The sequence below is a fragment of the Myxococcus sp. CA040A genome, assembly GCF_013336725.1.
Taxonomy (GTDB): domain Bacteria; phylum Myxococcota; class Myxococcia; order Myxococcales; family Myxococcaceae; genus Myxococcus; species Myxococcus llanfairpwllgwyngyllgogerychwyrndrobwllllantysiliogogogochensis.
In genome coordinates this window covers 1,224,212-1,249,245 of the sequence record NZ_JABUMR010000002.1, presented here as the reverse complement: position 1 = coordinate 1,249,245, position 25,034 = coordinate 1,224,212, and the positions used below count along the sequence as shown (strand labels likewise).

Here is a 25,034-nt window from a genome sequence, read left to right as displayed (position 1 = left end):
ATGACGCCGTGCGAGAAGAGCTCGCGCGGACGCGCCGCTTCATAGCGAATCCTGGGCGCCCCCGGTCCACCCACCACGGTGGGTCCCTCCCACGGCGTGACGAGGCCGCCCCTCCCCCGAGGGCAATCGACTGGCCACCCATTGACGAGGGCCTCCGTCTTGGGGGTGGCCGGCAAGGCCCCTTGGCCCACTGCCCAACCACCGGCCTCTCGCTCGTGGCTTCTTTACGGGAGTCGACGCGTCGCGTTAGCGTGTAGCGACACAGCGATGACCTCCCGCGTCAGGCGGGAAAGGGGAAGTTGATGACCGCGATCCTCCCCGGCCGGTACGGCCTCTACGAGCCCGAGACCGAACACGATGCCTGCGGAGTGGGCTTCGTGGCTCACCTGCGAGGTGAGCGCTCTCGAGGCATTGTCGAGGACGCCCTGGAACTGCTCAACCGCCTGAGTCACCGGGCGGCCGCGGGGAAGGATCCTCGAACGGGAGACGGCGCCGGCATCCTCGTCCAGTTGCCGCACCGCTTCTTCGAGCATGAGGCGCCGGAGCTGGGCTTCGAGCTGCCTCCGCGTCGACAGTACGGCGTGGCGCAGGTGTTCCTGCCGCAAGAGGTTGAAGCCCGGGCCGCCTGCGAGGCGGTGCTGGAGGAGGTCGTCGCCGAGGAGGGTCAGCGCGTGCTCGGCTGGCGCGACGTCCCGGTGGCGCCGGAGCACCTGGGGCCGGTGGCTCGCGAGGCCGCGCCCGTCATCCGCCAGCTCTTCATCGCGCGGCGCCGCGTGGTGCCCAGCGCGTTCGAGCGAAAGCTGTACCGCATCCGCAAGCTGACGGAGAACCGCGTGCAGGCGCGCGGCGTGGACCCGATGGGCCGCTTCCACCTGGCCAGCCTCTCCTCGGAGACGCTCGTCTACAAGGGGCTGCTGCTCCCGGCGGACCTGCCGCGCTTCTACCCGGACCTCCAGCACACGGAGTTCGTCAGCGCGCTGGGGCTGGTGCACTCGCGCTTCTCCACCAACACGTTCCCCACGTGGGAGCTGGCGCAGCCGTTCCGCTTCATCGCGCACAACGGCGAAATCAATACCCTGCGTGGCAATCGCAACTGGATGACGGCGCGTCGCGGGCTGCTCCAGACGGCGCGGTTGGGCGGGAGCCTGGAGCCGCTGTGGCCCATCATCGTCCCGGGCAAGAGCGACTCCGCGCAGTTCGACAACATGGTGGAGCTGCTCTACCTGGGCGGCCGCACCCTGCCCCACGCGATGATGATGATGATTCCGGAGGCGTGGGAGGGCGACGCGCTGATGTCGGACGAGAAGCGCGCGTTCTACGAGTACTCCTCCGCGCTCTTGGAGCCGTGGGACGGGCCCGCGGCCATCGCCTTCACGGACGGGCAGCTCATCGGCGCGACGTTGGACCGCAACGGGCTGCGGCCAGCGCGCTACCTTGTCACGGAGGATGACCGCATCATCCTCGCCTCGGAGACGGGCGTCATCGACGTGCCGCCCTCGCAGGTGCGCCGCAAGGGGCGCCTGACGCCGGGCCGCATGCTGCTGGTGGACACCACCGAGGGCCGCATCCTGGAGGACGAAGAGGTGAAGCGCGACATCAGCACGCGCTGGCCCTACCGTCGCTGGCTCCAACGCAACGTCTTCACCTTCGACGACCTGCCCACCATCGCCGCGCCGGAGCGGCTGCGAGGTGACGAGCTGACGCGACTCCAGGGCGCGTTCGGCTACACGGTGGAGGACATCCGCTCGGTCATCACCCCCATGGCGGAGACGGGCAAGGAGCCGGTGGGCTCCATGGGCACGGACACGCCGCTGGCGGTGCTCAGCGACCAGGCCCCCAGCCTCTTCTCGTACTTCCACCAGCTCTTCGCGCAGGTGACGAACCCGCCCATCGACCCGCTGCGCGAGTCGCTGGTGATGACGCTGGCGACGGCGCTGGGCCCTGAGAGCAATACCTTCGAGGAGACGCCCGAGCAGTGCCATCGGCTCTCGCTTCCCGGCCCCATCCTCACCAACGGGCAGCTCGCGCGGCTGGCCTCCATCCACGGCGAGGGCCTGTTCGAGACGAAGCGCCTGTCGCTGCTCTATCCCCTGGACGGCGGAGAGGGCGCGCTGGAAGCGGCGGTGGAGAAGCTGTGCGCGGCGGCGGTCGACGCGGTGGACGCGGGCGCGAGCATCCTGCTCCTGAGCGACCGGGGCGTGGACGTCACGCACGCGGCCATCCCCGCGCTGCTGGCCATGTCCGCGGTGCACCAGCGACTGGTCCGTGACGGCATCCGCATGTACACGGGCCTCCTGTTGGAGACGGCGGAGGCGCGTGAGGTGCATCACTTCGCCTGCCTCTTCAGCTACGGCGCGGCGGCGGTGAATCCGTACCTGGCGCTGGACACGGTGCGGGCGATGGCGGACGGGGGCGAGCTGGGGGTGGACGCGGAGAAGGCGCAGGAGCGCTTCATCCACGCCGTGGAGGAAGGACTGATGAAGGTGATGTCCAAGATGGGCATCTCCACGCTCCAGTCCTACCGAGGCTCCCAGTTGTTCGAAGCGGTGGGACTTCAGCGCGGCCTGATTGAACGCCACTTCACCGGTACGCCCTCCCGAGTGGAAGGCGTGGGCCTGCCCGAGCTGGGGCGGGAGGTCGCGGAGCGCCACGCGCGCGGCTTCGAGACGGCGGAGGGCCAGGTCCCCGTGGGCGGCCAGTACCGCTGGCGCCGACAGGGTGAGCGACACAAGTGGAACCCGGCGACAATCGCCAAGCTCCAGGCGGCGGTGCGCGGCAACGACGCGGCGCAGTTCGCGGAGTACTCGCGGCTGGCGGACGACGAGACGCACGAGCACTGTAACCTGCGCGGTCTCCTGGAGGTCGTGACCGAGGGTTGTCGTCCCGTCCCCCTGGAAGAAGTAGAGCCGGCCCTGTCGCTGGCGCGTCGCTTCGTCACGGGTGCCATGTCCTTCGGCTCCATCAGCGCGGAGGCCCACGAGACGCTGGCCATCGCGATGAACCGGCTGGGTGGCAGGTCCAACAGCGGCGAGGGCGGCGAGGAGTCCCGGCGCTACCAGCCGGACGAGCACGGCGACCTGCGCCGCAGCGCCATCAAGCAGGTGGCGAGCGCGCGCTTCGGTGTCACCACCGAGTACCTGGTCAACGCGGACGAGCTGCAGATCAAGGTCGCCCAGGGCGCCAAGCCCGGCGAGGGCGGGCAGCTTCCGGGCCACAAGGTGGACGAGCGCATCGCCAAGGTCCGCTGGTCCACGCCGGGCGTGACGCTCATCTCCCCTCCTCCGCACCACGACATCTATTCCATCGAGGACCTGGCGCAGCTCATCTACGACCTCCAGTCCACCAACCCGAAGGCGCGGGTGAGCGTGAAGCTGGTGAGCGAGGTGGGCGTGGGCACCATCGCCGCGGGCGTGGCGAAGGCGGGCGCGGGCTGCGTCGTCATCTCCGGCTACGAGGGCGGCACGGGCGCCTCGCCGATTTCGAGCATCCACCACGCGGGTCTTCCGTGGGAGCTGGGCCTCGCGGAGACGCAGCAGGTGCTGGTGCACAACGGCCTTCGCTCGCGCATCCGCGTGCAGGCGGACGGCGGCCTGCGCACCGCGCGCGACGTGCTGGTGGCCGCGCTCTTGGGCGCCGAGGAGTTCGGCATGGCCACCGCGAGCCTCGTGGCCGTGGGCTGCATCATGCTGCGCAAGTGCCACCTCAACACGTGCTCGGCCGGCATCGCCACGCAGGACGGAGCGCTGCGAGAGCGCTTCCAGGGCAAGCCCGAGGACGTGGTGAACTTCTTCCTGCTCATCGCGGAGGACCTGCGGCGCAAGATGGCGGCGCTGGGGGCTCGGACGATGGAGGAGCTGGTGGGCCGGGTGGACCTGCTGCGCCAGCGCGCGTCGGTGGACCACTGGAAGGCGCGACGCGTGGACCTCTCCGCGCTGCTGGCCGCGCCCGCTGCTCCGGAGAGCGAGCCCCGTCACTGCACGGTGCCCCGCTCCAAGGATGTGTCGGACCACCTGGACCACGAGCTGCTTCGCGACGCGAAGGCGGTGCTCGACGGTGGCCCCGCCATGCTGTTGACGCGGCCGGTGAGCAACACGCACCGCGCGGTGGGCGCCATGCTGTCCGGGGAGATCGCCAAGAAGTATGGGGCGCGAGGGCTCCCGGACGGGCGGCTGCACGTGCGGATGAAGGGCTCGGCGGGTCAGAGCTTCGGCGCGTTCCTGGTCTCCGGCGTCACGCTGGAGCTGGAGGGAGACGCCAACGACTACGTGGGCAAGGGCCTCTCGGGCGGACGCATCATCGTCTACCCGCACCAGTCCAGCCGCTTCGTGGCGGAGGAGAACGTGCTGGTGGGCAACACGGCCCTCTACGGCGCCACGGCGGGCGAGGTGTACCTGCGAGGACTCGCGGGTGAGCGCTTCGCGGTGCGCAACAGCGGCGCGCAGGCGGTGGTGGAAGGCGTGGGCGACCACGGCTGCGAGTACATGACGGGCGGCGTGGTGGTGGTGCTGGGCCCCACGGGCCGCAACTTCGCGGCGGGCATGAGCGGCGGCACCGCGTACGTGTTGGACAAGGAGTCGACCTTCCGGCAGCGGTGCAACCTAGAGATGGTGGAGCTGGAGTCGCTGGTGGACGAGTCGGAGATCTGGCTCGTGCACGGCATGGTCGAGCGACACCTGCGGCATACGCACAGCGCGCTGGCGCGGCGGGTGCTCGACAACTGGGAGCTGATGGTGCCCCGGTTCGTGAAAGTGATGCCGACGGACTACAAGCGCGTGTTGCAGGCGCGACGCGCGGCGAAGAAGCCACCGGAGACCTCGGTGGGGGCGCAGCTCCAACACGTCGTCGGCGGGAGGGGCTGAACCATGGGCAAGCCGACCGGATTCATGGAGTGGGCCCGCGTCCACCCGCACAAGCGCGAGAAGCAGGAGCGGCTGGGCGACTATCGGGAGTTCGCGCTGCCGCTGGCTCCCGAGGAAGCCAAGCGACAAGCAGGGCGCTGCATGGACTGTGGCGTCCCCTTCTGTCACCAGGGCTGTCCGCTCGGGAACCTCATCCCGGACTTCAACGAGGCCGTGTACCGGGGCCGCTGGCGCGAGGCGTACGACATCCTCACCCGCACCAACGGCTTCCCGGAGATGACGGGCCGGCTGTGCCCCGCGCCGTGCGAGGCCGCGTGCGTGCTGGCCATCGACCGCGACGCGGTGACCATCGAGCAGATGGAGAAGGAGATCGCCGAGCGCGCCTTCACGGAGGGCTGGGTGAAGCCCCGGCCGCCCCCTCGACGCACGGGACGAACTGTCGGCGTGGTGGGCTCGGGTCCCGCGGGGCTGGCGGCGGCGGCGCAGCTCAATGCGGCCGGTCACAGCGTCACCGTGTACGAGCGCGACCCGAAGGCCGGAGGGCTGCTGCGCTACGGGATTCCGGACTTCAAGCTGGAGAAGTCCGTGGTGGACCGTCGCCTCGCGCTGATGGAGGCGGAGGGCGTGGTGTTCCGCACCGGCGTGGACGTGGGCGGCTCAGTGAGCTTCCGCGAGCTGCGCGGGCGACATGACGCGCTGCTGCTGGCGATGGGCGCGCGACGGGCGCGTGAGCTGGAGGTGCCCGGGCGCGACCTGAGCGGCGTGGTGCAGGCCATGGAGTACCTGGAGCACCAGAACCGGCTCGTGGATGGGCATGGTGAACAGCAGGAGCGACTGAACGCGGCGGGCAAGCGCGTGGTCATCCTGGGCGGTGGTGACACGGGCTCGGACTGCCTGGGCACGGCGCTGCGGCAGGGCGCGAAGAGTGTGCAGCAAATCGAGCTGTTCCCCGCGCCTCCCTCCGTGCGCGCGCTGGACAACCCGTGGCCCCGGTGGCCGGTGGTCTTCCGCACGTCGTCGAGCCAGGAGGAAGGCGGCGAGCGTGGCTTCGCGATGCAGACGAAGCGACTGGTCGGCACGGACGGGAAGCTGGAGACCCTGCACGCCGTGAAGGTGGAGGTGCAGCGCTCGGTCGGCGGCGGCCCGAGGCTGGTGGAGGTTCCCGACTCCGAGACGACGCTCGAGGTGGACCTGCTGATTCTGGCGATGGGCTTCACCGGCCCGGAGACAACGGGACTCGTGGACGACCTGGGCGTGGCGCTCTCACCTCGCGGCACGGTGCAGGTGGACAAGCGCTTCGCCACCTCGGCGGATGGCGTCTACAGCGCGGGGGATGCCAGCCGGGGCGCGAGCCTCATCGTCTGGGCCCTGTCCGATGGCCGCGAGGCGGCGAAGTCCATCGACGCGTACCTGTCCGGCGGCGTGTCGGTACTGCCGACACGCGGCGCGGACAGTCCGTTCTGAGCGTCAGGGCTCGAAAGTCTGGAGCTCAAGCCCCTCCGCGATGAGCTCGGCCACGGTGACGCGTTGGTCGAGCCGTTCGAGCGGGCAGCCCCAGAGCGCGATAATGGCGCGGTCCAGCATCGGCGAAAGTTGGAGCGCGGACCTGGCGTGAGCGGCCAACGCATCGGCCACTTCCTCAGCCATGGGACGCAGCTCGGTCGGCATCTTTCGATGGAAGATGGAGAGCTGGAAGGGGTGCCCCTCCAGCACCCCCGACGCCCATTCGGGCAGCGCCAGGAGCCGGCTGCGCATCAGCCACGCGCGTCCCAGCCCATCGACGAAATCCGGCGAGTCGACGACACCGAGCACGTTGAGCAGCTCGGCACCTGACGTCTGCTCCCGCATCGCTTCATACTGAGGAAGATTCACGAGCCCGAGGCGCTCGAACAACGCGAGGCTCAGCGGCCGATACCACCCCGCGAGATCCTCCTGCTTCCGATCCAGCATCCACGCCAGGTCCGCGCAGAGCGTCACGAGGTCCGCGGGTTGGAGAGTTTCCTGGGGCAGGAGGTAGCAGTAGTGGCGGGGAGTAAACGGCGTCAGGAAGGTCGACAGGTCGTTGATGGACGTGGGCATGTTGGACCCCAGGACCAGGTTGGCGTCTCAAGGCTGACGTTGTTCCATCCACCGTGGCGCGCTTCTCGACGCGGCTTCGGCCGATGAGTCGCCTCTGACCGACCGTGGCGATGTGCCCGAGCGCTCAATTCCCCGTCCCTGGAGGGTGGGTTTTCACGAGGCGGGAGCAAGCCACCTTTGGCGCCCACTCGCGCGAGAAATGTCGCGCGAAGAACGGTGTCCCTCATGGCGTTGCCGCTCCTGCCTTTGTCACTGCTCCTCACGTTGCTGGTCTCCGCGCTCTGCTGTGGCGCAGGAGATGCGGACACCCTGTCGATGGGAAAGCTGGGGGGCACCCCGGACGTGCTGGACTCCCCCTACCCCGTGGACGACATCGCGGGAGGCCGCCTCAGCTCCGGCCCGCATGAACTGACCGACGTCAACGGCACCCTCTACTTCGTCGCCACCGACCGCTCCCGAGGCACCGAACTCTTCAAGAGCGATGGCTCGGACCGAGGCACCTTCCTCGTCAAGGACCTCCGCGCTGGGCCCCTCGGCTCGGAGCCGCGTGAGCTCACCGCCGTGGGAGACACGCTCTACTTCGTCGCCCATGACGGCGAGCACGGCGAGGAGCTGTGGCGCAGTGAAGGACGGAGTTCAAACACCCGCCTCGTCGTGGACTTGCGTCCAGGCCCCCTGGGCTCCCATCCCGAGAGCCTCGTCCAGCTCGGCGAGCACCTCTTCTTCTTCGCCCATGACGGCCAGTCCGGCGTCGAGCTCTGGCGGACGGATGGCACCGAGGGAGGCACCGCGCTGGTGAAGGACATCGCGGAAGGTCCATCCGGCGCATTCCCTTCCCAACTCGTCGCAGCGCAAGGCCGGCTCTACTTCTTCGTCGACCGGGTCCTCTGGCGCAGCGACGGCACGACCGGCGGCACCGTCGCCGTGAAGGAAGTCGATGCCCCGCCCAGCGTCATCGTCCGCCCCAGGGCGCTCACCCAGGTGGACGGTCGACTCTTCTTCTTCGTCAGCTACGAGGACGACGACGTCCTTCCCGGTGAACTCCCCGCACTCGCCCTCTGGACGAGCAACGGCAACCCGAATGGCACGGTGAGGCTCATGGACCTCCCGTTCCCCACGCTCGATGGGCCCTTGCGCGCTCGCGCCGCGGGCAACCTCTTCTTCTTCGTCACCAGCTTCCCCGACCATGGCGACGAGCTGTGGCGCAGCGATGGCTCCGTGCTCGGGACATTCCCCGTGCGCGACATCGCCGCGGGCTCCGCCAGTTCCAACCCCCGCGAACTCACCGCGATGGACGGGCGCCTCTACTTCTCCGCCTGGTCTCCCCAGCACGGTGACGAGTTGTGGCGCAGCGACGGCACGCCCGACGGCACCGTGCTCGTCAAGGACCTCGCTCCCGGTCCCCAGGGCTCCGCCCTCGCCTTCCTCCGTGAGGCCAGGGGACGGCTGTACTTCTCCGCGCGCGAGCCCGGGAAGGGCCACGAGCCCTGGAGCAGCAATGGCTCCGGGCGCGGAACCTCTCGACTGGAGGACCTGTCCCCCGGCGCGTTCTCGTCCGCCGCGCGCGACTTCACGGTCAGCGGCCGCAGGGTGTTCTTCACCGCGAACGAGCGCGGCACCGGCGCGGAGCTGTGGGCCCGGGACGTGGGCTACGACTTCCGAGTCGCCACGAAGCACCTGCTGTGGCCGGGCGACGACGAGGACACGCTGCACTCGAGCCCCTCACCCGCGCGACTCATCCAGGACATCTTCCCGGGCCCGGGCAGCGCCAACACCCGCGCGTGGACGACGCGAGGCGACACGCTCTACTTCGACGCGGACGACGGCAGCGTCGGCCAGGAGCTGTGGCGCACGGACGGAACCCCGGCGGGCACCGTGCTCATCAAGGACCTGCGCCCGGGCCCCCTATCCTCCGAGCCCTCCGACTTCTTCGTCGTCGGCCCATGGGTCCTCTTCTTCGCCGACAATGGCGTCCACGGCCGGGAGCTGTGGCGCACGGATGGCACCACCGAGGGCACGGTGCTGGTGAAGGATATCCGGCCCGGCTCGGGGAGCAGCCAGGGCGACGGAACCCCGGTCGTGCTGGACGGCATCGCGTACTTCAACGCGCGCGATGCGAGCCACGGCGAGGAGCTGTGGCGCACGGACGGAACCCCCGCGGGCACCACGCTCGTCAAGGACCTGGCCCCTGGCGCCGAGGACGGCTCGCCGCGCTACCTCACCATGGTGGGCTCGCGCATCTTCTTCCTCGCGAACTTCCCTGACGCCGGATGGGAGCTCGGCATCAGCGACGGCACCGAGCCCGGGACACACCTGGTGAAAGACCTCCTCCCAGGCTCCACCGGCTCGTTCCCCAACACCTTCACCACCCTCGGCTCGCGGCTCGTCTTCGCCGCCAACGACGGCGAGCACGGCGAGGAGCCCTGGGTCAGTGATGGCAGCGAGGCCGGTACCCGGCTCCTGCGCGACATCTGGCCGGGCCCGAGCGGTTCATACGCGGACACCTTCACCGTCGCGGGAGACCGCGTCTTCTTCGCGGCGGCGGACCCCATGGCGGGCCGCGAGCCCTGGCTCAGCGACGGCACCGAGAGCGGCACCACCCTGGCCTTCGACATCTACCCCGGCCCGGAGGGCTCCTATCCCCTGTGGTTCGGCGAGCTGGGCTCAAGCGTCCTCTTCAGCGCCGATGACGGCACCCACGGCATCGAGCTGTGGCGCACCGACGGCACGCCCGGCAGCGCCTTCCTCGTGAAGGACATCCACCCGGGCCCCGCCCACTCGGAGCCCCGCTGGATGACAGGCGTGGGCACGACGGCCCTCTTCCATGCGGACGACGGCGTCAATGGCGCCGAGCTCTGGGAGACCCACGGCATGGAGTCCGGGACGCGGTTACGTCAGGAGCTGGTACCCGGACAGCTCGGCGCGCTCCCCTACTTCTTCACGCGCGCGGGGCCCCAGGTCTTCTTCCTCGCGGACGACGGTGCCCAGGGAATCGAGTGGTGGGTGCTGAAGCTCCCGGACGACGGCGGCTGAGGCCCCGCATGGCTCTCCGGGCTCGCCGGGAATAGATATTTCGCCCAGCCGTTGGCGCGGTGTTGACCCTATCCTCATTCTTTACTTTTCACGGGAGCCATCGACATGACCAGCGAGCAGTCCCTCATCGTGACTGAGACCGACCTGGAGCGTCTGCGCCAGGTCATCGACCACCATGGAGGGGGCCGTACGGCCGAGCTCGTGGAGATGCTTGATTCGGAGCTGTCCCGGGCCCAGGTGGTGTCCTCGGAGACGGTTCCTCCCAGCGTCGTGACGATGAACAGCACCGTGCTGTTCGAGGATGAGCAGACCGGCGAGCAGCGGCAGGTCACGCTCGTCTACCCGAGGGACGCGAAGAGCGACGAGGGTCGCATCTCCGTGCTGGCCCCCATCGGCAGCGCCCTCATCGGCCTGTCCGTGGGGCAGTCCATTGCCTGGCCGCTGCCGAGCGGGCGCACCAAGCGACTGCGCATCGTCGCCGTGCCCTACCAGCCCGAGGCCGCCGGCCACTACCACCTCTGAGTGATTCGCGCGAAGGCACCCGTCCCGTGCTCCCGGGGCGGGTGCCCACGCCGTAAGTCAGCGCAGGCCCACGCGCTTCGCCAGCTCCTGCGCCAGGGCCCGCAGCTCCTCGACACCCGGCGCCGCGGGGCTCGTGTCGAACACCACCTCGTAGCCCAGCCCCGCTTGATTGATGGACTCCGAGCGCGGAATCCGCGCGCGCAGCACCGGCACCGTCGAGTCCTTCAGCGCCTCTTCCATCGCCTCGTTGGTCGCCGTGGTGCGCCGGTCCCACAGGTTCACCACCGCCACCAGCTCGCCGCTCTGCTGCTCACGCACGTCGCGCCACGCCGCTTCGATTTCGCCCAGGCCCTGGAGCGCGAAGGCCCCCGTGGGCACCGGCGCCACGACGAGGTCGGAGAAGCCCAGCACCGCCTCCGTGTACGCGCCGATGCTCGGCGGCGTGTCCGCGAGGATGACGTCCGGCGTCCAGCTCAGCGTCTTCAATGCGCGCGGAATCGCCTGCAGCCGGTGTCCCCATTGGAACAGCTCGCGCTCCATCGCCGCCATGCGAGGCGCCGCCGGCGCGATGAAGAGCGTGGGCCGCTTCGGTGACGCCACCACCACCTGGTCCAACCGGTACTTGGGCCGCGCGCCCAGGGCCTCCCCGACACACGGCCCCTCGCGACTCTCCAGCCCCAGCACAAGCGACGCGTGCGCCTGGGGATCCAGGTCCAACAGCAGCACGCGCTTGCCCATGTCCGCCAGCGCGGAGGCCACGTGCGCGCAGAGCGTCGTCTTCCCCACGCCACCCTTGATGGTGCAGAACGCAATCAACGCCATGGCTCCGTCCTATACCGGATCTCCCACGCGGGCGATGGACGCCAGGGCCCCCAGCAGCCCGGCCATCAATCGGAACTCCCCGTAATTCTTGATGCCCCGGAATGGTACGGCCGCACCATCCAGGGGCGCTCCAGAATGGTGCGGTGCCCCGCAACGTCAGACCTCTCGTCAATAATTCCAGCCACTTGGACATGGCATCCCACGTGCTCAAGCACGGGGCATCAGGGCGTCCTCACGGAGGCCCTCCATTGAATGAGGAGGTCGTCATGGATATCCGGTTCTACGGCGTTCGGGGGAGCATCGCTGTCTCGGGTTCGCGCATTGGCGGCAACACGGCGTGCGTGGAGGTGACGAGCCAGGGCCACCGGTTGATCCTCGACGCGGGCACGGGCATCCGGGCGTTGGGTGAGGTGATGATGCGCGAGGGCCCGCCGCACAAGGTCGCGATGTTCTTCTCGCACCTGCACTGGGACCACGTGCAGGGCTTCCCCTTCTTCACGCCCGCGTACCTGCCCACGACGGAGCTGACGATGTACGGCCCCGGCGCGAATGGCGCGCAGGCGCTCCAGTCGGAGCTGGCGGCGCAGATGCAGCCGCCGCACTTCCCGGTGCCGCTGAGCATCATGCGCTCGCGGATGGACTTCCTGTCCGCGCTGCACGGCAAGACGGTGGAGGTGGGGCCCTTCAAGGTGACGCCCATCGACGTGCCGCACCCGCAGGGATGCCTGGCGTACCGGGTGGAGGCGGATGGGCACTCGTTCATCTACGCCACGGACGTGGAGCTGTGCCGCGAGGACCTGACGCCGGAGGTGGCGCGGCTGTTCGAGGGCGCGGACGTGTTGTGCCTGGACGCGCAGTACACGCCCGAGGAGTACGACGGCCGCAAGGGCATCCCGAAGAAGGGCTGGGGCCACTCGACGATGATGGACGCGGCGGACGTGGCGAAGACGGTGGGCGCGCGGCGGCTGTGCCTGTTCCACCATGACCCGGCGCACACCGACGAGACGCTGGAGGACATGGCCGAGCAGGCGCGCACCCTCTTCCCCGTGTGCGAGCCGGCCCGCGAGGGGCAGCGACTGATCCTGGGCCGCGCGGCCTGAGAGGCGGGCGGAACGATGCCACTCGAATGCTATGGTGACGCGTCGGCCTTCATCCTCCCGCCACTGCCCACCATGCCCCCTGCCGCGGACATCACCCAGGTCCTCCTCCCCTTCGGAGCGCTCGTCGGCAGAGAGGTGGACCTGGATGCATTCCTCCAGACGTTGATGGACCGCATCGCCGCCACCATGCAGGCGGACCGGGGAACCTTGTGGCTGTTGGACCCCGCGCGCCGGGAGCTGTTCAGCCGCGCCGCGCACCTGCCGGAGGTGTCGCAGATTCGCGTGAAGCTGGGCCAGGGCGTCGCGGGCACCGTGGCCCAGGAGGGCCATTCCATCAACGTCCCGGACCCGCGCGGAGAGCAGCGCTTCTTCGCGGACATCGACCGGATGACGGGCTACCGCACCACCAGTCTGCTGGCGGTGCCCCTGCGCGACGCGGACGGCGCGCTGTACGGCGTGCTCCAGGTGCTCAACCGTCGCGGGGGAGATCGCTTCACCCCGGAGGACACCGAGCGGCTCGACGCGATTGCCTCGCAGGTGAGCACCGCCCTGCAGAGCACCAGCCTGTACCAGGAGCTCCAGCGCGCGAAAGACCAGCCGCACGCCCCGGTGGGCTACTTCTTCAACCGCATCATCGGCGAGTCCCCGCAGCTCCAGGCCATCTACCGGCTGGTGCGCAAGGCCGCGCCCACCGACGCCACAGTGTTGCTGCGCGGGGAGAGCGGCAGTGGCAAGGAACTCTTCGCGCGCGCTGTCCACGTCAACGGGCCGCGCCGCGACAAGCCCTTCGTCAAGGTGGACTGCGCCGCGCTGCCCGCGACGCTCATCGAGAACGAGCTGTTCGGCCACGAGCGTGGCGCCTACACAGGCGCGGACCACCGCATGCCCGGCAAGTTCGAGGCGGCGGACAACGGCACGGTGTTCATCGACGAGATTGGCGAATTGCCCCTCCCCGTGCAGGGCAAGCTCCTGCGCGTCATCCAGGACCGCGAGTTCGAGCGCGTGGGCGGCACCCAGGCCATCAAGGTCGACGTGCGCATCGTCGCGGCCACGCACCGGGACCTCGCGCGCATGGTGGCGGAGGGGCGCTTCCGCGAGGACCTCTACTACCGCATCAAGGTCGTCGAGGTCGTCCTGCCTCCGCTGCGCGAGCGCGGCGCGGAGGACATCGAGCGACTGGCCCGGCACTTCGTCGCCGCCGTGGCGCGACGTCACCGGTTGCCTCCGCCCCGACTCAGCCCGCTCGCGCTGGAGCGACTCAAGCGCTACCGCTGGCCCGGCAACGTGCGCGAGCTGGAGAACTGCATCGAGAGCGCGGTGGTGCTGTGCGAGGGCGAAATCCTCGAGGAGCACCTCCCCCTGCCCGACATGGACCGGTTGCCCCCCGCCAGCACGGCGCCCCAGTCGATGGCGGACCCCGCTCGCGCGACGACCACCCCCTCATCGGCCGAGGCCGGACTGCTGCCGCTCGCGGAGGTGGAGCGCCTCCACATCCTGCGCGTCCTGGACTCGGTGAAGGGCAACCGCACGGCCGCGGCGAAGGTGCTGGAGATTGGCCGCAACACCCTGGCCCGGAAGCTCAAGGAATACGGCCTCGGCGACGAGGTGTGACCTTCCTCCCCGCGGGCTCCCCCCCTCGCGCCCAGGCAGCCAGCCGGGCCAGCCCTGGACTCCACCTCGAAGCCGACAGCACGTGCCTCCCGGGATAACCTGGAGCATGCTGGGACGGCACTTCCATGCAGGTCGAGGGGGCTTCACATGAAGGTGATTGAGACGCTGGCGAACCTGCCGGCGGAGCTGGCCGAGAAGATTCCAGACGTGAAGCTCCAGGACCAGGACATCCGGGTGACGCTGGCGCAGGAGGGCCTCACGCGCGAGGGCATCCTCCCGCCGAAGCTGAACCTGGGGGACTTCGCGCTCTCCTTCGAGGCCAGCGCCGAGGCCACCGTCCGCAACTTCAACTCCTCCGGCGACGTGGACGAGAACGGCATCGTCGGTGAGGCGGCAGCGGCGAACGCCCCGCCCTCGGACTCGCCGCGTCCGCAGCTCCTCCTGGGCGGCGACAAGGGGTGGATGCGTTATCAGGCCACCGGCCTCGTGAAGGCGGGGGCATCCGGCCGCTACTCCTTCGTCTCCGCCAATGGGAAGACGGAGCTGTCCGCCACGCTCAGCGACTACCGCGCGCATCCGCTGGCGCGCAACATGCGCGAGGCCGCGAAGGAAGACCTGGCCTCGCCGCGCCTGCTGGTGAATTCGACGGACCTGACGAAGCTGGGGACGGGTGACGCGCTGTCGTGGCGGGTGCGCGGCATGCTGGAGACGGGGCTGGACCTGGGCTGGGCGGACCTCTTCACCACCAACCTGGGAGACCTGTCCTTCGTCCGGAACAGCGAGCTCATCGAGCTGAAGACGTCCATCGTCGCGCTGGTGCGCGCGCGCGTCTCGCTCACCGACGACTACCAGCTCAGCTTCTCCCGTCCGAGCCCGGGCCGCCTTCAGCTCGCGGTGCGCAAGGCGAAGTCCCACGAGGCCACGCAGGGCGCGGGCCTGGGCATCCAGGTGGCCTTCGCGGACCCCGAGGCCGTGCAGGCCCGGCTCAAGGAAGTGCTGTCCGCGCTCGCGGGACAGGCCGAGGCCAAGGTCGAGGAGCTCATCGACAAGGCCCTCCAGAAGGTGGCCTCCTCGGAGGACCTGGCGCTGCTGCGCACCGTGCTGGAGCGGCTGGGGTTGGACCCCGAGCTCGTCAACCTGGACCACCTGAAGCAGGAGTGGGAGGAGCTGAAGCAGAAGGTGGAGGGCGCGCTGGAGAAGGTGGTGAAGGCGCGAATCGGCGCCGCCTTCCAGTACGAATACCTGCGCATCTCCGAGTCCTCCACGCTGCTCGAAGTCGAGCTGGACGAGGCCACCGCGCTGAACTTCCACGGCCAGCTGGTGCTCGGCAACCTGGTGGACCTGATGTCGTGGCTGCGCGCGCCGAAGAACGCGGGCAGGTTCACCCTGAAGAACTACCTCAACACCGCGTCCTTCACGCTCCAGCAGACCGTGGGCTTCTCGCTGAGCCTGGGCACCTTCGAGGTGTTCAAGGCGCGCGGCTCGCTCAAGCAGACCTGGGTGTCGCAGGAGAACACGCAGGGCGCGCGGCGGCAGGCGTTCCTGGGACAGCGCACGTACGAGGACGCGCTGATGGGCCACCGCAACCGCTGGGCGGTGGACTTCCGGGCGGACATGGAGTCCTTCGCCCAGGCCCCGGCCGCGTCGGACTTCCGTTACGGCCTGCACATGCTCCTGTGGGGGCAGAAGAAGAAGCTGACGAAGCAGGAGCTGCAGCAGGCGGTGGACGACGCCGTCGTCTGGGGAGTGCTGGACGCCAATGATGCGGCCAGCGTCACGGCGAAGCTCGAGGCCCACCTGGGCAAGACGGACGTGCAGACGCAAGTCGAGCTGAAGGTGTCCGACGACATGCTGCGCGAGCTGGTGCCCCGGCTCCAGACGTTCGACCTCAAGCTGTTCTCACGCGCCCTCGCCCGCGCCATGCCGTGGAGCGAGCAGACGGCCCGCGTGTCCTCGGAGTTCCGTAAGCTCGTCTACGCGCCCATCTGGGAGTCGTACCTCACCGAGGTGATGAACAAGGGCAGCTTCCTGTCCGGAGACCTCTCCCCCACCCGCGCCGCGCAAATCGCCGCGTGGTTCATCGAGCGGGACTCCACGGTGAAGCAGCTCGCCTCGGGCCTGCTCCTGCGCGAGAAGACGTGGCAGCCGCCCGGTGGCAACTTCAGCTTCGCCGAAGTCACGGACAAGAACCGCAACACGCTGGCCAAGTGCCGCCGCTTCGTGGACGGCCTGGTGCGCCTCCGCCGCTCCATCGAGGAGCGCCGCAGCGGCGAGGAGCTGCGCACGGTGCACGGCGACCTGGAGGGCTTGTGGAACACGGGCTTCCACCTGCGCACGGCCGGCGCGGTGCTGGCGGAGCTGGCGAAGAGCACGCCTCGGGGGCTGGGCGGAATCGAGCGGACCTTCACCGTGAGGCTCGCCGACAGCCAGGAGCAGCTCGTGTTCTCCACGGCGTGGGGTCCGTCCACGCCGTAGCGCGGCTCACATCGAGCGCGACAGCATGAACGCGGCGGCCATGGACATCGCTCCGGCCGCCGCGAAGTGCCTCCAGGCCAGGCGCGACAGGGTGCCCCTCGTGACGTCGGCGTCCGAGCCCAGCACCACCATCGCCGCCCCGCCCCGCCGGCCCCTCAGCTCGTAGGTGCCCTCGCGAGCGCCGCGCCGCAGCTCGCCCACCACGAAGCAGGTGTCGCCCGCGCTCCCCACGCGCTCCCAGGACAGTGCCCGAGCCTCATCGTCGGCCTCGCTCGCGCCCGACAGCCCGCGCCCCTCAGGACTCACGGGCACCTCTTCGTACCAGGACGAGGGCGGCATCACCGACAGCGTCCGACAGCGACGAGGCCGCATCGGCGCCATCAGCGACGCGGGAGAGAACCTCACGCGCGCTCGGACCTGTGCGCCTCGCAACGTCAGCGCGGGCGAATAGGCCCGCTCTCGCGACAGGAGCGCGCCCTTCCGACCGTCCGCCGCCACCTCGCGCAGTTCGGCTTCGAAGAAGGCGCAGGGAACGCCGCCCGGTGACGTGAGCACCTCCTCGGCATCGAGCGTGCCCTGGTAGACGCCCCAGCGCGACGCCTCACCGGAGCGCAGCGTCGCCACGGCCTCATCCAGCGATTGGGGCACCGTGCCGCGCAGCAGGTCCGCGCCCGAGCGCACCCGCGTGCCACGCACTGCCAGGAGGGCCGCCACCACCAGCAGCGCGAGCGCCAGGGACTTGCCAACAGCCTCGTCCGACAGGAGCGTCGGCCCACCGCCTTCCCCCAGGCGCAACACCAGCGCGAGCGCGCCCAGGGCCAGCATTCCGAACCAGACCAGCGGAAGTCGCGGGATGCGGGCTCGCGCGCCTCGCCGTCCAAACGTGAACGCCGCGACGACGAGCGCCGCCAGGAACGCCGCATAGATGGGCGCCAACACGACGCGCCAGAATTCCATCCCGTCCCCCGGCAGCTCGACCGGAGCCCCCAGGGCCCCGAACACCGGAAGAAAATGGGACGCCCGCGAAGCCCGCGCAAGGTCGTCCAGGGCGAGAACCCGTCTCCCCGAGGACAGCCCTCGGCAGGAGAACACTTGCCCGCTCCGCAAGGGCCCGAGGCGAGGCGCGATGTGAGTGGAGTGTCGGAAACAGGAGACCGGCGCGCGGGGCGGAGCCGGCTCTGGAGGAACTACTGCTCCTGGCCCGCGACCGCCTGGCGGGGAGGACGCTCCTTCAACTGTCCCTTCACCGACAGGTCGTCGAAGGTGCAGGCCAGGTTGCGGCACCCCACCGCCACCTTGCCGACGCGGTTCTTCAGGCCCGGAAGCAGCTTCCGGGCGAAGCGCTGCTTGCCGAGAAAGCCCTCCGCGAGCACGACGCCTTCCGCCTTCGGGCTCAGCTTCAGCCGCACGAAGTAGGGTCCTGTCGAGGGCAGCGGCATCTCGTCCTCGACGAGCCCGTCCGTGTCCTGCGCGCTGTTGCCCACCACCTCGTGGCCATCCTCGGTGAAGTAGCGCCACGCCAGGCGCATCCCCACGCCCGGAATGGCGAAGGCCGACACCTGGAGGTCCTTGATGCGGAAGGACAGCTCGCCGTAGTGCTGGGCGTCCGGCTCCTCGGGGTACTCGTCCCCGAGCGGCTTGACGTCCATCAACACCTGGGCGTCGAAGTCGTCGGCCGCGAAGTACCGGTGCGCCACGTACGCGCGCGGCACCAGCCGCCGTCCCGACGCATCCAGGCCGCCCTGCCACGCCCTGAGCTCACCGTCCTCAATCACCCACCGCCCGCTGTGGAGGTTGAGCTCCTCGGTGCCCTGGCCCTCGAAGGTGACGCCGAACCGGGTCTCCCCGCCGGGCTTCTGGGCCAACGCCACGCTCGACGAGGTGAAGGCCTCGCCGTACGTGTTCGGCGGAAACGGCCGGGTGGGCGTGCGCACCTTCCTGCCCTGCTCGGAGGAGGTCCGCTCGGAACCATTCTGGCCCGACGCGTCCATGAACACCCGTGCCGCCAGGCCAATCACCGCGAGCCCGCCCACGATGGACAGCCCGCTGCGCACCTGGCGCCAGCCCATGCGCAGGCGACGGGTAATCTGGCTCGTCGTCGGGGCGCGCGCGGTCGCCAGTTGGCGTGCCGGCTGGATGCCCGTCATCAGGCCCGGCGCGGATGAGGTGGAGATCATCGTCTCCAGCGCCGCGCACAACTCCCCCGCCTTTTCGTAGCGGGCTTCCGGGTCCGTCTCCAGCAGGCGCTCCACCACCAGATCCACGCGCGAATCCAACCCCGCCACGCGCTGGGACGGCAGCTTGAAGCGCCCCAGGGGCACGTCCCCGGTGAGCAGTTCGTAGAGGACCACGCCCAGCGAGAACAGGTCGGCGCGACCGTCCACGTTCTTCGCGTCGCGCCGCTGCTCCGGGGCCATGTAGTTCAGCGTGCCCATGGCCACCGCCGTCGCGGTGAGCTGCAACCGGGACTCCGACTGACGGATGCCCGCCAGCCCGAAGTCCGCCACCTTCACGTTGCCCCGCCCGTCCAGCAGGATGTTCTCCGGCTTGAGGTCGCGGTGGATGATGTCCTTGTCGTGCGCGCACTCGACGGCGCGCGCCACCTGGAGCATCAGCCTCAGGCTCTGCTGCGGCGACAGCGCGCCAGCGGAGATGGCCTCTCTCAGCGAGCGCCCCTCCACGAACTCCATGACGAAGTAGTAGTGCTCGCCCGCGACGCCCCGGTCGATGATCTGCACGATGTTCGGGTGGTTGAGGGCGGCCAGCGCGGTGGCCTCCTTCTCGAACCGCGCCACGAACTCCGGGTCCTTCGCCAGCTTCGGCGGCAACAGCTTCACCGCCACCGTGCGACCCAGCGACGTCTGCCGCGCGAGCCACACCTCGCCCATGCCGCCGCGGCCGAGCAACTCCAGCAGCTCGAACCCCGGCAGCGCCACCCGCGACGCCGCCACGAAGGTGTCCACCTCGTGGACGTTCAAGTCGGAGTCCGCGTTGCCACGGCCCGTCGGCGTCGACGAGCGAACCACCGTCGCACCCACGGGAACCTCCAGGCCGGGTGTGGCGGACGGCATGGCCACACCGCTCGGCCCGATGCTGGCATTGAGGGGAGGGACCACGTCCGCGCCCGGAAGCGGGACCCCGGGAAGCGCCATGTCGCTCGGAGAAGCACCCGTGCTCGACGAGGGCGCCGCGCCGGCATTCACGCCCAGCACCTCGATGCCACTCGCCAGCGGGCCCCTGCTCGCCGCCGTTCCGCCCACCAGCGTCACGCGCCCATGGACCGAGCCGGGCTCGTCACGCGGGGGCTCGCGCTCCTCCAGCAGCGAGGCGTCCCGGAGGGCGCCGCCGTTCGCATAGCTCGTCGTGCTCCGGGGGGCGCGCTCGTCGGGGCCAAGCCCCGGCACCACGGTGTCGCGGGTGTTTTCCGGAGCCCCCTGCGCGCGGTGCGGGGCAACGGTGATGTGGGACGTCGCGCGAGCGCCGCTCGCGTCCTGACGCCGCACCTCGAAGCGGATGCCGCAGCGGCACGCCACCTTCTGTCCACTGACATAGACCCGGGTATCGTGCTGGATCCCGCAGTTGGGACACTCCTGGGTCGTCGTCATGCGCGGCGCGGGGAAGCAGCGGTCGTGTGTTCCACGCCGTGGACACGATACGTGGGAACGGCCTTCTCCTTGCCCTTCACCTGCAGCGCCTTCAGCTCCTCCACGTCGAAGCCAGGCCCGGACTTGCGGACCGTCGACTCCGACGCGAGCACCTCGCCACTCTTCGCCATGCCGCACAGTCGAGAAGCCGTGTTCACCGTGTCCCCGATGGCAGTGAACTCATGCCGCTCCGCGCTGCCCATGTAGCCCACGACGGCCTGACCGGTGTTGATGCCGATGCCCACCTCGATGGGCGCCTTCCCCATCGCGACGCGCTGACGGTTGATCTCCTCCACCGCGTCCTGCATCTCCAGCGCCGCCCGCAGCGCACGCGCCGCATCGTCCGGATGCGAGAGCGGCGGACCCCACACCGCCATGACGCAGTCGCCAATGAACTTGTCCAGGTTCCCCTCGTAGCGGAACACCACGTCCGCCATCGCCGAGAAGAAACTGTTCAGCATCGACACCACTTCCTGGGGCGACTCGTTCTCGGAGATGGTGGTGAAGCCCCGGATGTCCGCGAACAGGCAGCTGACTTCCGCCAGCCGGCTCTGCCTCAAGTCCTCCGTCTCGCCGGAGATCACCGCGTCCGCCACCGCCTTGGACAGGAAGCGACTGAGCTCCGCGCGCGTCACCGCCTCCGCGCGGATCTGCTCGCCCAGCGCCGAGTTCTCCAGCGCGATGCTCGCCTGCGAGGCGATGCCGGAGAGGATGTTCAGGTCCTTCTCCGAGAAGGCGTTGATCTGCTGCCGGCTGTCCAGGAAGAGCACCGCCTGGATCTTCGTGTTCACCATCAGCGGCACCGCCATGGCTGAACGGATGCCCTGCGCGACAATGCTCTCCGCCGCGGAGAAGCGCTCGTCGATGATGGCGTCCGCCGTCAGCACGGCCTTGCCCGTCTCCACCACCCGCTTCAACACGGTGTCGGAGAGCATCACGTTGACGGGCTTGCCCGTGCGGTGGTGCACCGCCGCCGGGATGAACTCCCCGTCCCCGGCGACCTTCAGGATGACGCCGTGGTCCGCCGCGAGGAGCTGGAAGGCGACCTTGAGGATCTGCTCGAACAGGGCCGTCTGGCTGCCCTGCAGGCCCACCTGCCGGTGGAACTCGTGGGCGATGCGCAGCTTCTCGTAGTCGCGGCGCAGCGCCTCCACGTCCGTCATCAGCTCCACCGGACGGAAGTTCTGCGGCACCTGGTCCATCTGCGCCAGGAAGGCGGGCATGGACACCGACTGGGCCACCACCGTCACGCCCGGCGCGGTGGGCGCGGTGTGGTTCACCGCCGGCTCGCCGCTGTGGAAGATGAGGCGAGAGGAGCCCAGGGCTATCTCGTCCCCGTCCTTCAGCCGCAGCTCCTTCACCCGCTTGCCGTTGACGAACGTCCCGTTCGAGGACCCCAGGTCCTTCAGGACGAAGTCCTTGCCCTGCCGCTCAATCGTCGCGTGCTCCTTGGAGACCTCCCGGTCGACCAGGCGCAACGTGTTGGACGGATGGCGGCCGAGCGACGTCAGCGGCCCCAGGGGAAATTCCCCCAGAGTGCCGTCCGCGAAGCGCCCGGTCAGCCGGGGGCCGCGAAGCTGCCCGGATTTCGGAGCGAATGGGGCGGGAACCTGGCTCACGCGCGAATCCTCACCGGCGCGGACACTACCAGAGCCTCTCCCTCACAGGGAACGTCTGGTGCGGCTGTCCGACCCGAAGGGCCTCCGAAGGGCTGCACGGCTGGTCAGCGTCCAGTTCCTGGGACGGCGCGTCACCCGGGGGAGTCCACCCCCCAGCCGCCCCTCCGCCCCGCTTCTCTCCTGGGTCCCACACTGGTAAGGGGGGCCCGTGAGAATCAAACAGAAGCCCGAAGACTTCAGCGTCAAGGAATCATACCGCTTCGATGAAGTCGATGGAGGGCGTTTCCGCGTCTACCTGATGGACAAGCAGAAGCTGTCCACGTTCGACGCCGTCACCCGCCTGCGGGACGCGTTCGGCCTGAAGCCGGGCGCCATCAGCTATTGCGGTCTGAAGGACAAGCAGGGGCGCACCGAGCAGATCATCGCGGTGGACGGCGCCGACGTGGACATGCAGGAGCCCGACCTGCGCCTGAAGTTCCTGGGCCGCACGAACAAGGCCCTGTCCTCGGCCAACATCACCTCCAACCGCTTCTCCGTGACGGTGCGAGCGCTGGGCCCGGAGTCCGTGGGCCCCCTCAACTCGGCCGCCGCCGAGGTCAACCGCCTGGGCGTGGTCAACTACTTCGACAGCCAGCGCTTCGGCTCGCTCAAGCACGGCCAGGGCTTCATCGCCAAGGACCTCATCCGGGGCGACTTCGAGGCCGCGCTGCACAACTTCCTGGCCAAGCCCTCGGAGCTGGATTTCACCGAGGACGCCAAGGTGAAGGCCTTCTGGCGCGACAATTGGGGCCAGTGGGACGCGCGCGTCCCCTTCGAGGGCACCCGGAAGTACCACCGCGTGCTGCGCTCCTTGAGGGACCACCCCAAGGACTTCATGAAGGCCTTCCTGCAGATCGACTCGGACTACCGGGCGATGCAGCTCTTCACCTTCCAGAGCTTCCTCTGGAACGAGGGCGTGCGGCGCTACCTCCAGTTGATGCTGCCGCGCGAGTCGCTGTTCCCCATGCGCTACCAGGCCGGCACGCTGCTGTTCCACCGCGACGCGGACGCGAACACGCTGCGCGTGCTGCGCGAGGCCACCTTCCCCCTGCTCGCCCCCGACACCACCTTCAAGGACCCCAAGGTGGAAGAGGCCGTCCACTGGGTGCTGAGCCGGGAGAAGCTGACGCTGGCGGACCTGCGCATCCCCGACGCCGAGCGCCTGCTCTACTTCAAGCACGAGGAGCGGCCCCTGCTCTCCTTCCCGCACAAGCTCGTCGTCGGCCGCACCCAGCCGGATGAGATCAACCGCGGGGACATCAAGGTCAACGTCGCCTTCACCCTGCCGCCGGGCGCGTACGCCACCCTCGTCGTCAAGCGCCTGTTCCACTTCGCGTACACTGAAGAGACCGCCGACGACATTCGCGCCCAGCGCGAGCGCACCGCGCGCATCATCGAGGAGAGTCAAGCCGAGGGCGCGCCGTCCAGCCGCCGCGGTCCTCCCGTCCGCGACGGTGAGCGAGGCTCGGAGCGTCCTGGCGCCACGTCTTCACGCCGCCCGCAGACCCGTGACGAGGAGCGAGCCCGCTCCCCGCGGACGGAGTTCCCCTCCAGCCGCCGTGCGTCCTCCTCCCGGAGCGAGGCTCCCGCCCGCCGTGGAGCCGGGGCCGCTCGCGAGGACGAGCCTTCGTCCACCCGCCGAGCCTCCTCCTCCCGGAGCGAGGCTCCCGCCCGCCGTGGAGCCGGGGCCGCTCGCGAGGACGAGCCTTCGTCGACCCGCCGCGCCTCCTCTTCCCGGAGCGAGGCTCCCGCCCGCCGTGGGTCATCTCGCGATGAAGGGCCCTCGACCCGTCGCTCCCCGTCTGAATGGGCGGCGGCACCCGCCCGGAGCCGGTCCGCTTCGAGCGAGGATGACGTCTCGGCGTCCCCCTCCAGGGGCCGGTCGCTCGCCGACCAGGCAAACGCCCCGAAGGCCCCCAAGGAAGCGCCCCCTGCCCCGCTCGGATTCCGCGAGAAGGCCCGCCAGCGCAAGGCGAACAAGGAAATCGCGCGCGCCGAGACGGCGGCCAAGCGCCCGAAATCACGAAAGAAATAAGACTTCAACGGGGATGAACCGTTTGAACGCAATGGGGGAGCGCGCACGTCGTAGACCAGGACGTGAACGCTCTTGCCCTCGACGACGCCCCCGGGACGCTCGCCCACGCCATTGGGATGCTGATGGCTGACGACGCCGTCCCGCTCCCCTGGAAGGCCGACGTGCAGGCGGCCCGCCGGGGAGATCCGTCCGCCTTCGAGTCCCTGGTGCGCAGCGTCCAGCGCCAGGTGTACGGCCTGGCCCTCCGGCTCCTGCAGAGCGAGGCGGAGGCCGCCGAGGTGTCCCAGGAGGCCTTGCTGCGCGCGTACCAGAACCTTCACCGGTACGACGACGCGCGCCCCTTCGATTTGTGGGTGCTGGCCATCACCCGCAACCTCTGCCTGGACCTGCTCCGGCGCCGCACCAAGGTGCGCACCGAGGAGCTGGAGCCCATGAAGGAGGTCCTCCCCAGCGGCGAGGCGTCGCAGGAGGAAGGCGCCATCGCCCGCGAGGAGCGTCAGTCGCTCGAGGACGCCATGGCCACCCTCTCCGTCGACGACCGTGAAGTCCTCGCGCTCTACTACGTCCAGAAGCGCACGACGAAGGAGATCGCGCAGATCCTCGGGTGCGCCCCTGGCACCATCATGGCCCGCCTCTTCAGGGCCCGAGAGAAGCTGCGCAAGAAGATGACCACCGAGGAGGCCACCCGATGAGCGCGCACCTTTGTCCCGACCTCGAGGTCCTCTTCGCGGAGCTGGAAGAAGGAGAAGGCCCCGCGCTGGACCACGCCGCCGACTGTGAAGCGTGCTCCGCCGTCCTCGAAGAACACCGGCTGATGGAGCAGGACCTGTACCGACTGGCGGACCCCCTTCCGCCACCCACCCTGGTCGCCAGCGTCATGGCGAGGGTCGCGGCCGAGCCCGTGCCGCAGCGTCGCGAGGTGTGGTCCGGGCTCGCCATCCTCATGACCTCGCTGCTCGGTGGGCTGGGTTACCTGGTGATGAGCGACCAGGCGCTCGGTCGGCTGGGAACGGGCGTCGCGTCCTTCCTCGTGGAGGGACGGCTGTTCGCCGAGGGCGTGCTGAGTGGCGCCCGCGCGCTGTGGTCCACCGAGGGTCTGGCCGTGGCGGCCATCCTCGCCTTCCTCCTCCTCACGTCCCTGGCAGGCCTCAAGCGGCTCGCAGGCAGCGCCCCCACCCCCTCGGAAGCCTGAGCGA

Annotated in this window: 15 protein-coding genes; 10 read left to right on the top strand and 5 right to left on the bottom strand. The window is 69.7% G+C overall.

All coding sequences use genetic code 11. The features are described from left to right. Positions 1-302: 302 nt before the first annotated feature. Both gltB and HUA75_RS11615 read left to right on the top strand, forming a co-directional pair. Positions 303-4,859, top strand: a complete 4,557-nt coding sequence (gene gltB, locus HUA75_RS11620) for a glutamate synthase large subunit (RefSeq protein WP_174486390.1) — start codon at positions 303-305, stop codon at positions 4,857-4,859. 3 nt (positions 4,860-4,862) lie between these two features. Next, positions 4,863-6,323, top strand: coding sequence for a glutamate synthase subunit beta (locus HUA75_RS11615; RefSeq protein ID WP_174486389.1), 1,461 nt, complete (start codon positions 4,863-4,865; stop codon positions 6,321-6,323). A 3-nt stretch (positions 6,324-6,326) separates the two neighbouring features. Here HUA75_RS11615 and HUA75_RS11610 read toward each other — a convergent pair whose 3' ends face one another. After that, positions 6,327-6,938: a hypothetical protein gene (locus tag HUA75_RS11610; protein ID WP_174486388.1), complete on the bottom strand. Its 612-nt coding sequence runs from the start codon at positions 6,936-6,938 to the stop codon at positions 6,327-6,329. Positions 6,939-7,163: 225 nt separating this feature from the next. Between HUA75_RS11610 and HUA75_RS11605 the strand changes: the two genes are divergently transcribed. Next, positions 7,164-9,971: an ELWxxDGT repeat protein gene (locus tag HUA75_RS11605; RefSeq protein WP_174486387.1), complete on the top strand. Its 2,808-nt coding sequence runs from the start codon at positions 7,164-7,166 to the stop codon at positions 9,969-9,971. Positions 9,972-10,076: 105 nt separating this feature from the next. Further along, complete coding sequence (gene rnk / locus HUA75_RS11600) at positions 10,077-10,493, top strand: nucleoside diphosphate kinase regulator (protein WP_141646227.1); 417 nt, start codon at positions 10,077-10,079, stop codon at positions 10,491-10,493. Positions 10,494-10,550: 57 nt separating this feature from the next. Here the strand turns inward: rnk and HUA75_RS11595 are convergent, their stop codons facing one another. Next, complete coding sequence (locus HUA75_RS11595) at positions 10,551-11,315, bottom strand: ParA family protein (RefSeq protein WP_174459284.1); 765 nt, start codon at positions 11,313-11,315, stop codon at positions 10,551-10,553. Positions 11,316-11,581: 266 nt separating this feature from the next. Between HUA75_RS11595 and HUA75_RS11590 the strand changes: the two genes are divergently transcribed. The 3 genes from HUA75_RS11590 to HUA75_RS11580 all read left to right on the top strand — a co-directional run bounded on the left by HUA75_RS11590 (position 11,582) and on the right by HUA75_RS11580 (position 16,501). Then, positions 11,582-12,415, top strand: a complete 834-nt coding sequence (locus HUA75_RS11590) for an MBL fold metallo-hydrolase (RefSeq protein ID WP_141646228.1) — start codon at positions 11,582-11,584, stop codon at positions 12,413-12,415. 15 nt (positions 12,416-12,430) lie between these two features. Next, positions 12,431-14,026, top strand: a complete 1,596-nt coding sequence (locus HUA75_RS11585) for a sigma 54-interacting transcriptional regulator (protein WP_174486386.1) — start codon at positions 12,431-12,433, stop codon at positions 14,024-14,026. Positions 14,027-14,173: 147 nt separating this feature from the next. Continuing rightward, a complete protein-coding gene (locus tag HUA75_RS11580; protein WP_174486385.1) occupies positions 14,174-16,501 on the top strand; it encodes a hypothetical protein in 2,328 nt (775 codons plus the stop codon). Between the two features lie 6 nt (positions 16,502-16,507). Here HUA75_RS11580 and HUA75_RS11575 read toward each other — a convergent pair whose 3' ends face one another. From HUA75_RS11575 to HUA75_RS11565, 3 genes are all read right to left on the bottom strand, one after another. Then, positions 16,508-17,458, bottom strand: coding sequence for a hypothetical protein (locus tag HUA75_RS11575; protein WP_174486384.1), 951 nt, complete (start codon positions 17,456-17,458; stop codon positions 16,508-16,510). 230 nt (positions 17,459-17,688) lie between these two features. Beyond that, positions 17,689-20,106, bottom strand: coding sequence for a serine/threonine-protein kinase (locus HUA75_RS11570; protein ID WP_174486383.1), 2,418 nt, complete (start codon positions 20,104-20,106; stop codon positions 17,689-17,691). After that, positions 20,103-21,764, bottom strand: a complete 1,662-nt coding sequence (locus HUA75_RS11565) for an adenylate/guanylate cyclase domain-containing protein (RefSeq protein ID WP_141646233.1) — start codon at positions 21,762-21,764, stop codon at positions 20,103-20,105. The genes HUA75_RS11570 and HUA75_RS11565 overlap by 4 nt, the downstream gene beginning before the upstream one ends. 208 nt (positions 21,765-21,972) lie before the next feature. Between HUA75_RS11565 and truD the strand changes: the two genes are divergently transcribed. The 3 genes from truD to HUA75_RS11550 all read left to right on the top strand — a co-directional run bounded on the left by truD (position 21,973) and on the right by HUA75_RS11550 (position 25,030). Further along, positions 21,973-23,838 (top strand): tRNA pseudouridine(13) synthase TruD, encoded by a 1,866-nt coding sequence (gene truD, locus HUA75_RS11560; protein ID WP_174486382.1) that lies wholly within the window; start codon positions 21,973-21,975, stop codon positions 23,836-23,838. A gap of 122 nt (positions 23,839-23,960) precedes the next feature. Continuing rightward, entirely contained in the window at positions 23,961-24,530 is a 570-nt protein-coding gene (locus HUA75_RS11555) for an RNA polymerase sigma factor (RefSeq protein WP_174459296.1), read from the top strand. Further along, the gene (locus HUA75_RS11550; RefSeq protein ID WP_141646236.1) at positions 24,527-25,030 is read left to right on the top strand and encodes a hypothetical protein; all 504 of its coding nucleotides are present in this window, start codon (positions 24,527-24,529) and stop codon (positions 25,028-25,030) included. The genes HUA75_RS11555 and HUA75_RS11550 overlap by 4 nt, the downstream gene beginning before the upstream one ends. The last annotated feature ends 4 nt before the right edge of the window (positions 25,031-25,034 follow it).

What these genes read in the sequence shown, in the direction of transcription:
- gltB (WP_174486390.1), top strand. Translation starts at nt 303, where the DNA reads ATGACCGCGATCCTCCCCGGCCGGTACGGCCTCTACGAGCCCGAGACC.
- HUA75_RS11615 (WP_174486389.1), top strand. Translation starts at nt 4,863, where the DNA reads ATGGGCAAGCCGACCGGATTCATGGAGTGGGCCCGCGTCCACCCGCAC.
- HUA75_RS11610 (WP_174486388.1), bottom strand. Translation starts at nt 6,938, where the DNA reads ATGCCCACGTCCATCAACGACCTGTCGACCTTCCTGACGCCGTTTACT.
- HUA75_RS11605 (WP_174486387.1), top strand. Translation starts at nt 7,164, where the DNA reads ATGGCGTTGCCGCTCCTGCCTTTGTCACTGCTCCTCACGTTGCTGGTC.
- rnk (WP_141646227.1), top strand. Translation starts at nt 10,077, where the DNA reads ATGACCAGCGAGCAGTCCCTCATCGTGACTGAGACCGACCTGGAGCGT.
- HUA75_RS11595 (WP_174459284.1), bottom strand. Translation starts at nt 11,315, where the DNA reads ATGGCGTTGATTGCGTTCTGCACCATCAAGGGTGGCGTGGGGAAGACG.
- HUA75_RS11590 (WP_141646228.1), top strand. Translation starts at nt 11,582, where the DNA reads ATGGATATCCGGTTCTACGGCGTTCGGGGGAGCATCGCTGTCTCGGGT.
- HUA75_RS11585 (WP_174486386.1), top strand. Translation starts at nt 12,431, where the DNA reads ATGCCACTCGAATGCTATGGTGACGCGTCGGCCTTCATCCTCCCGCCA.
- HUA75_RS11580 (WP_174486385.1), top strand. Translation starts at nt 14,174, where the DNA reads ATGAAGGTGATTGAGACGCTGGCGAACCTGCCGGCGGAGCTGGCCGAG.
- HUA75_RS11575 (WP_174486384.1), bottom strand. Translation starts at nt 17,458, where the DNA reads ATGGAATTCTGGCGCGTCGTGTTGGCGCCCATCTATGCGGCGTTCCTG.
- HUA75_RS11570 (WP_174486383.1), bottom strand. Translation starts at nt 20,106, where the DNA reads ATGACGACGACCCAGGAGTGTCCCAACTGCGGGATCCAGCACGATACC.
- HUA75_RS11555 (WP_174459296.1), top strand. Translation starts at nt 23,961, where the DNA reads ATGGCTGACGACGCCGTCCCGCTCCCCTGGAAGGCCGACGTGCAGGCG.
- HUA75_RS11550 (WP_141646236.1), top strand. Translation starts at nt 24,527, where the DNA reads ATGAGCGCGCACCTTTGTCCCGACCTCGAGGTCCTCTTCGCGGAGCTG.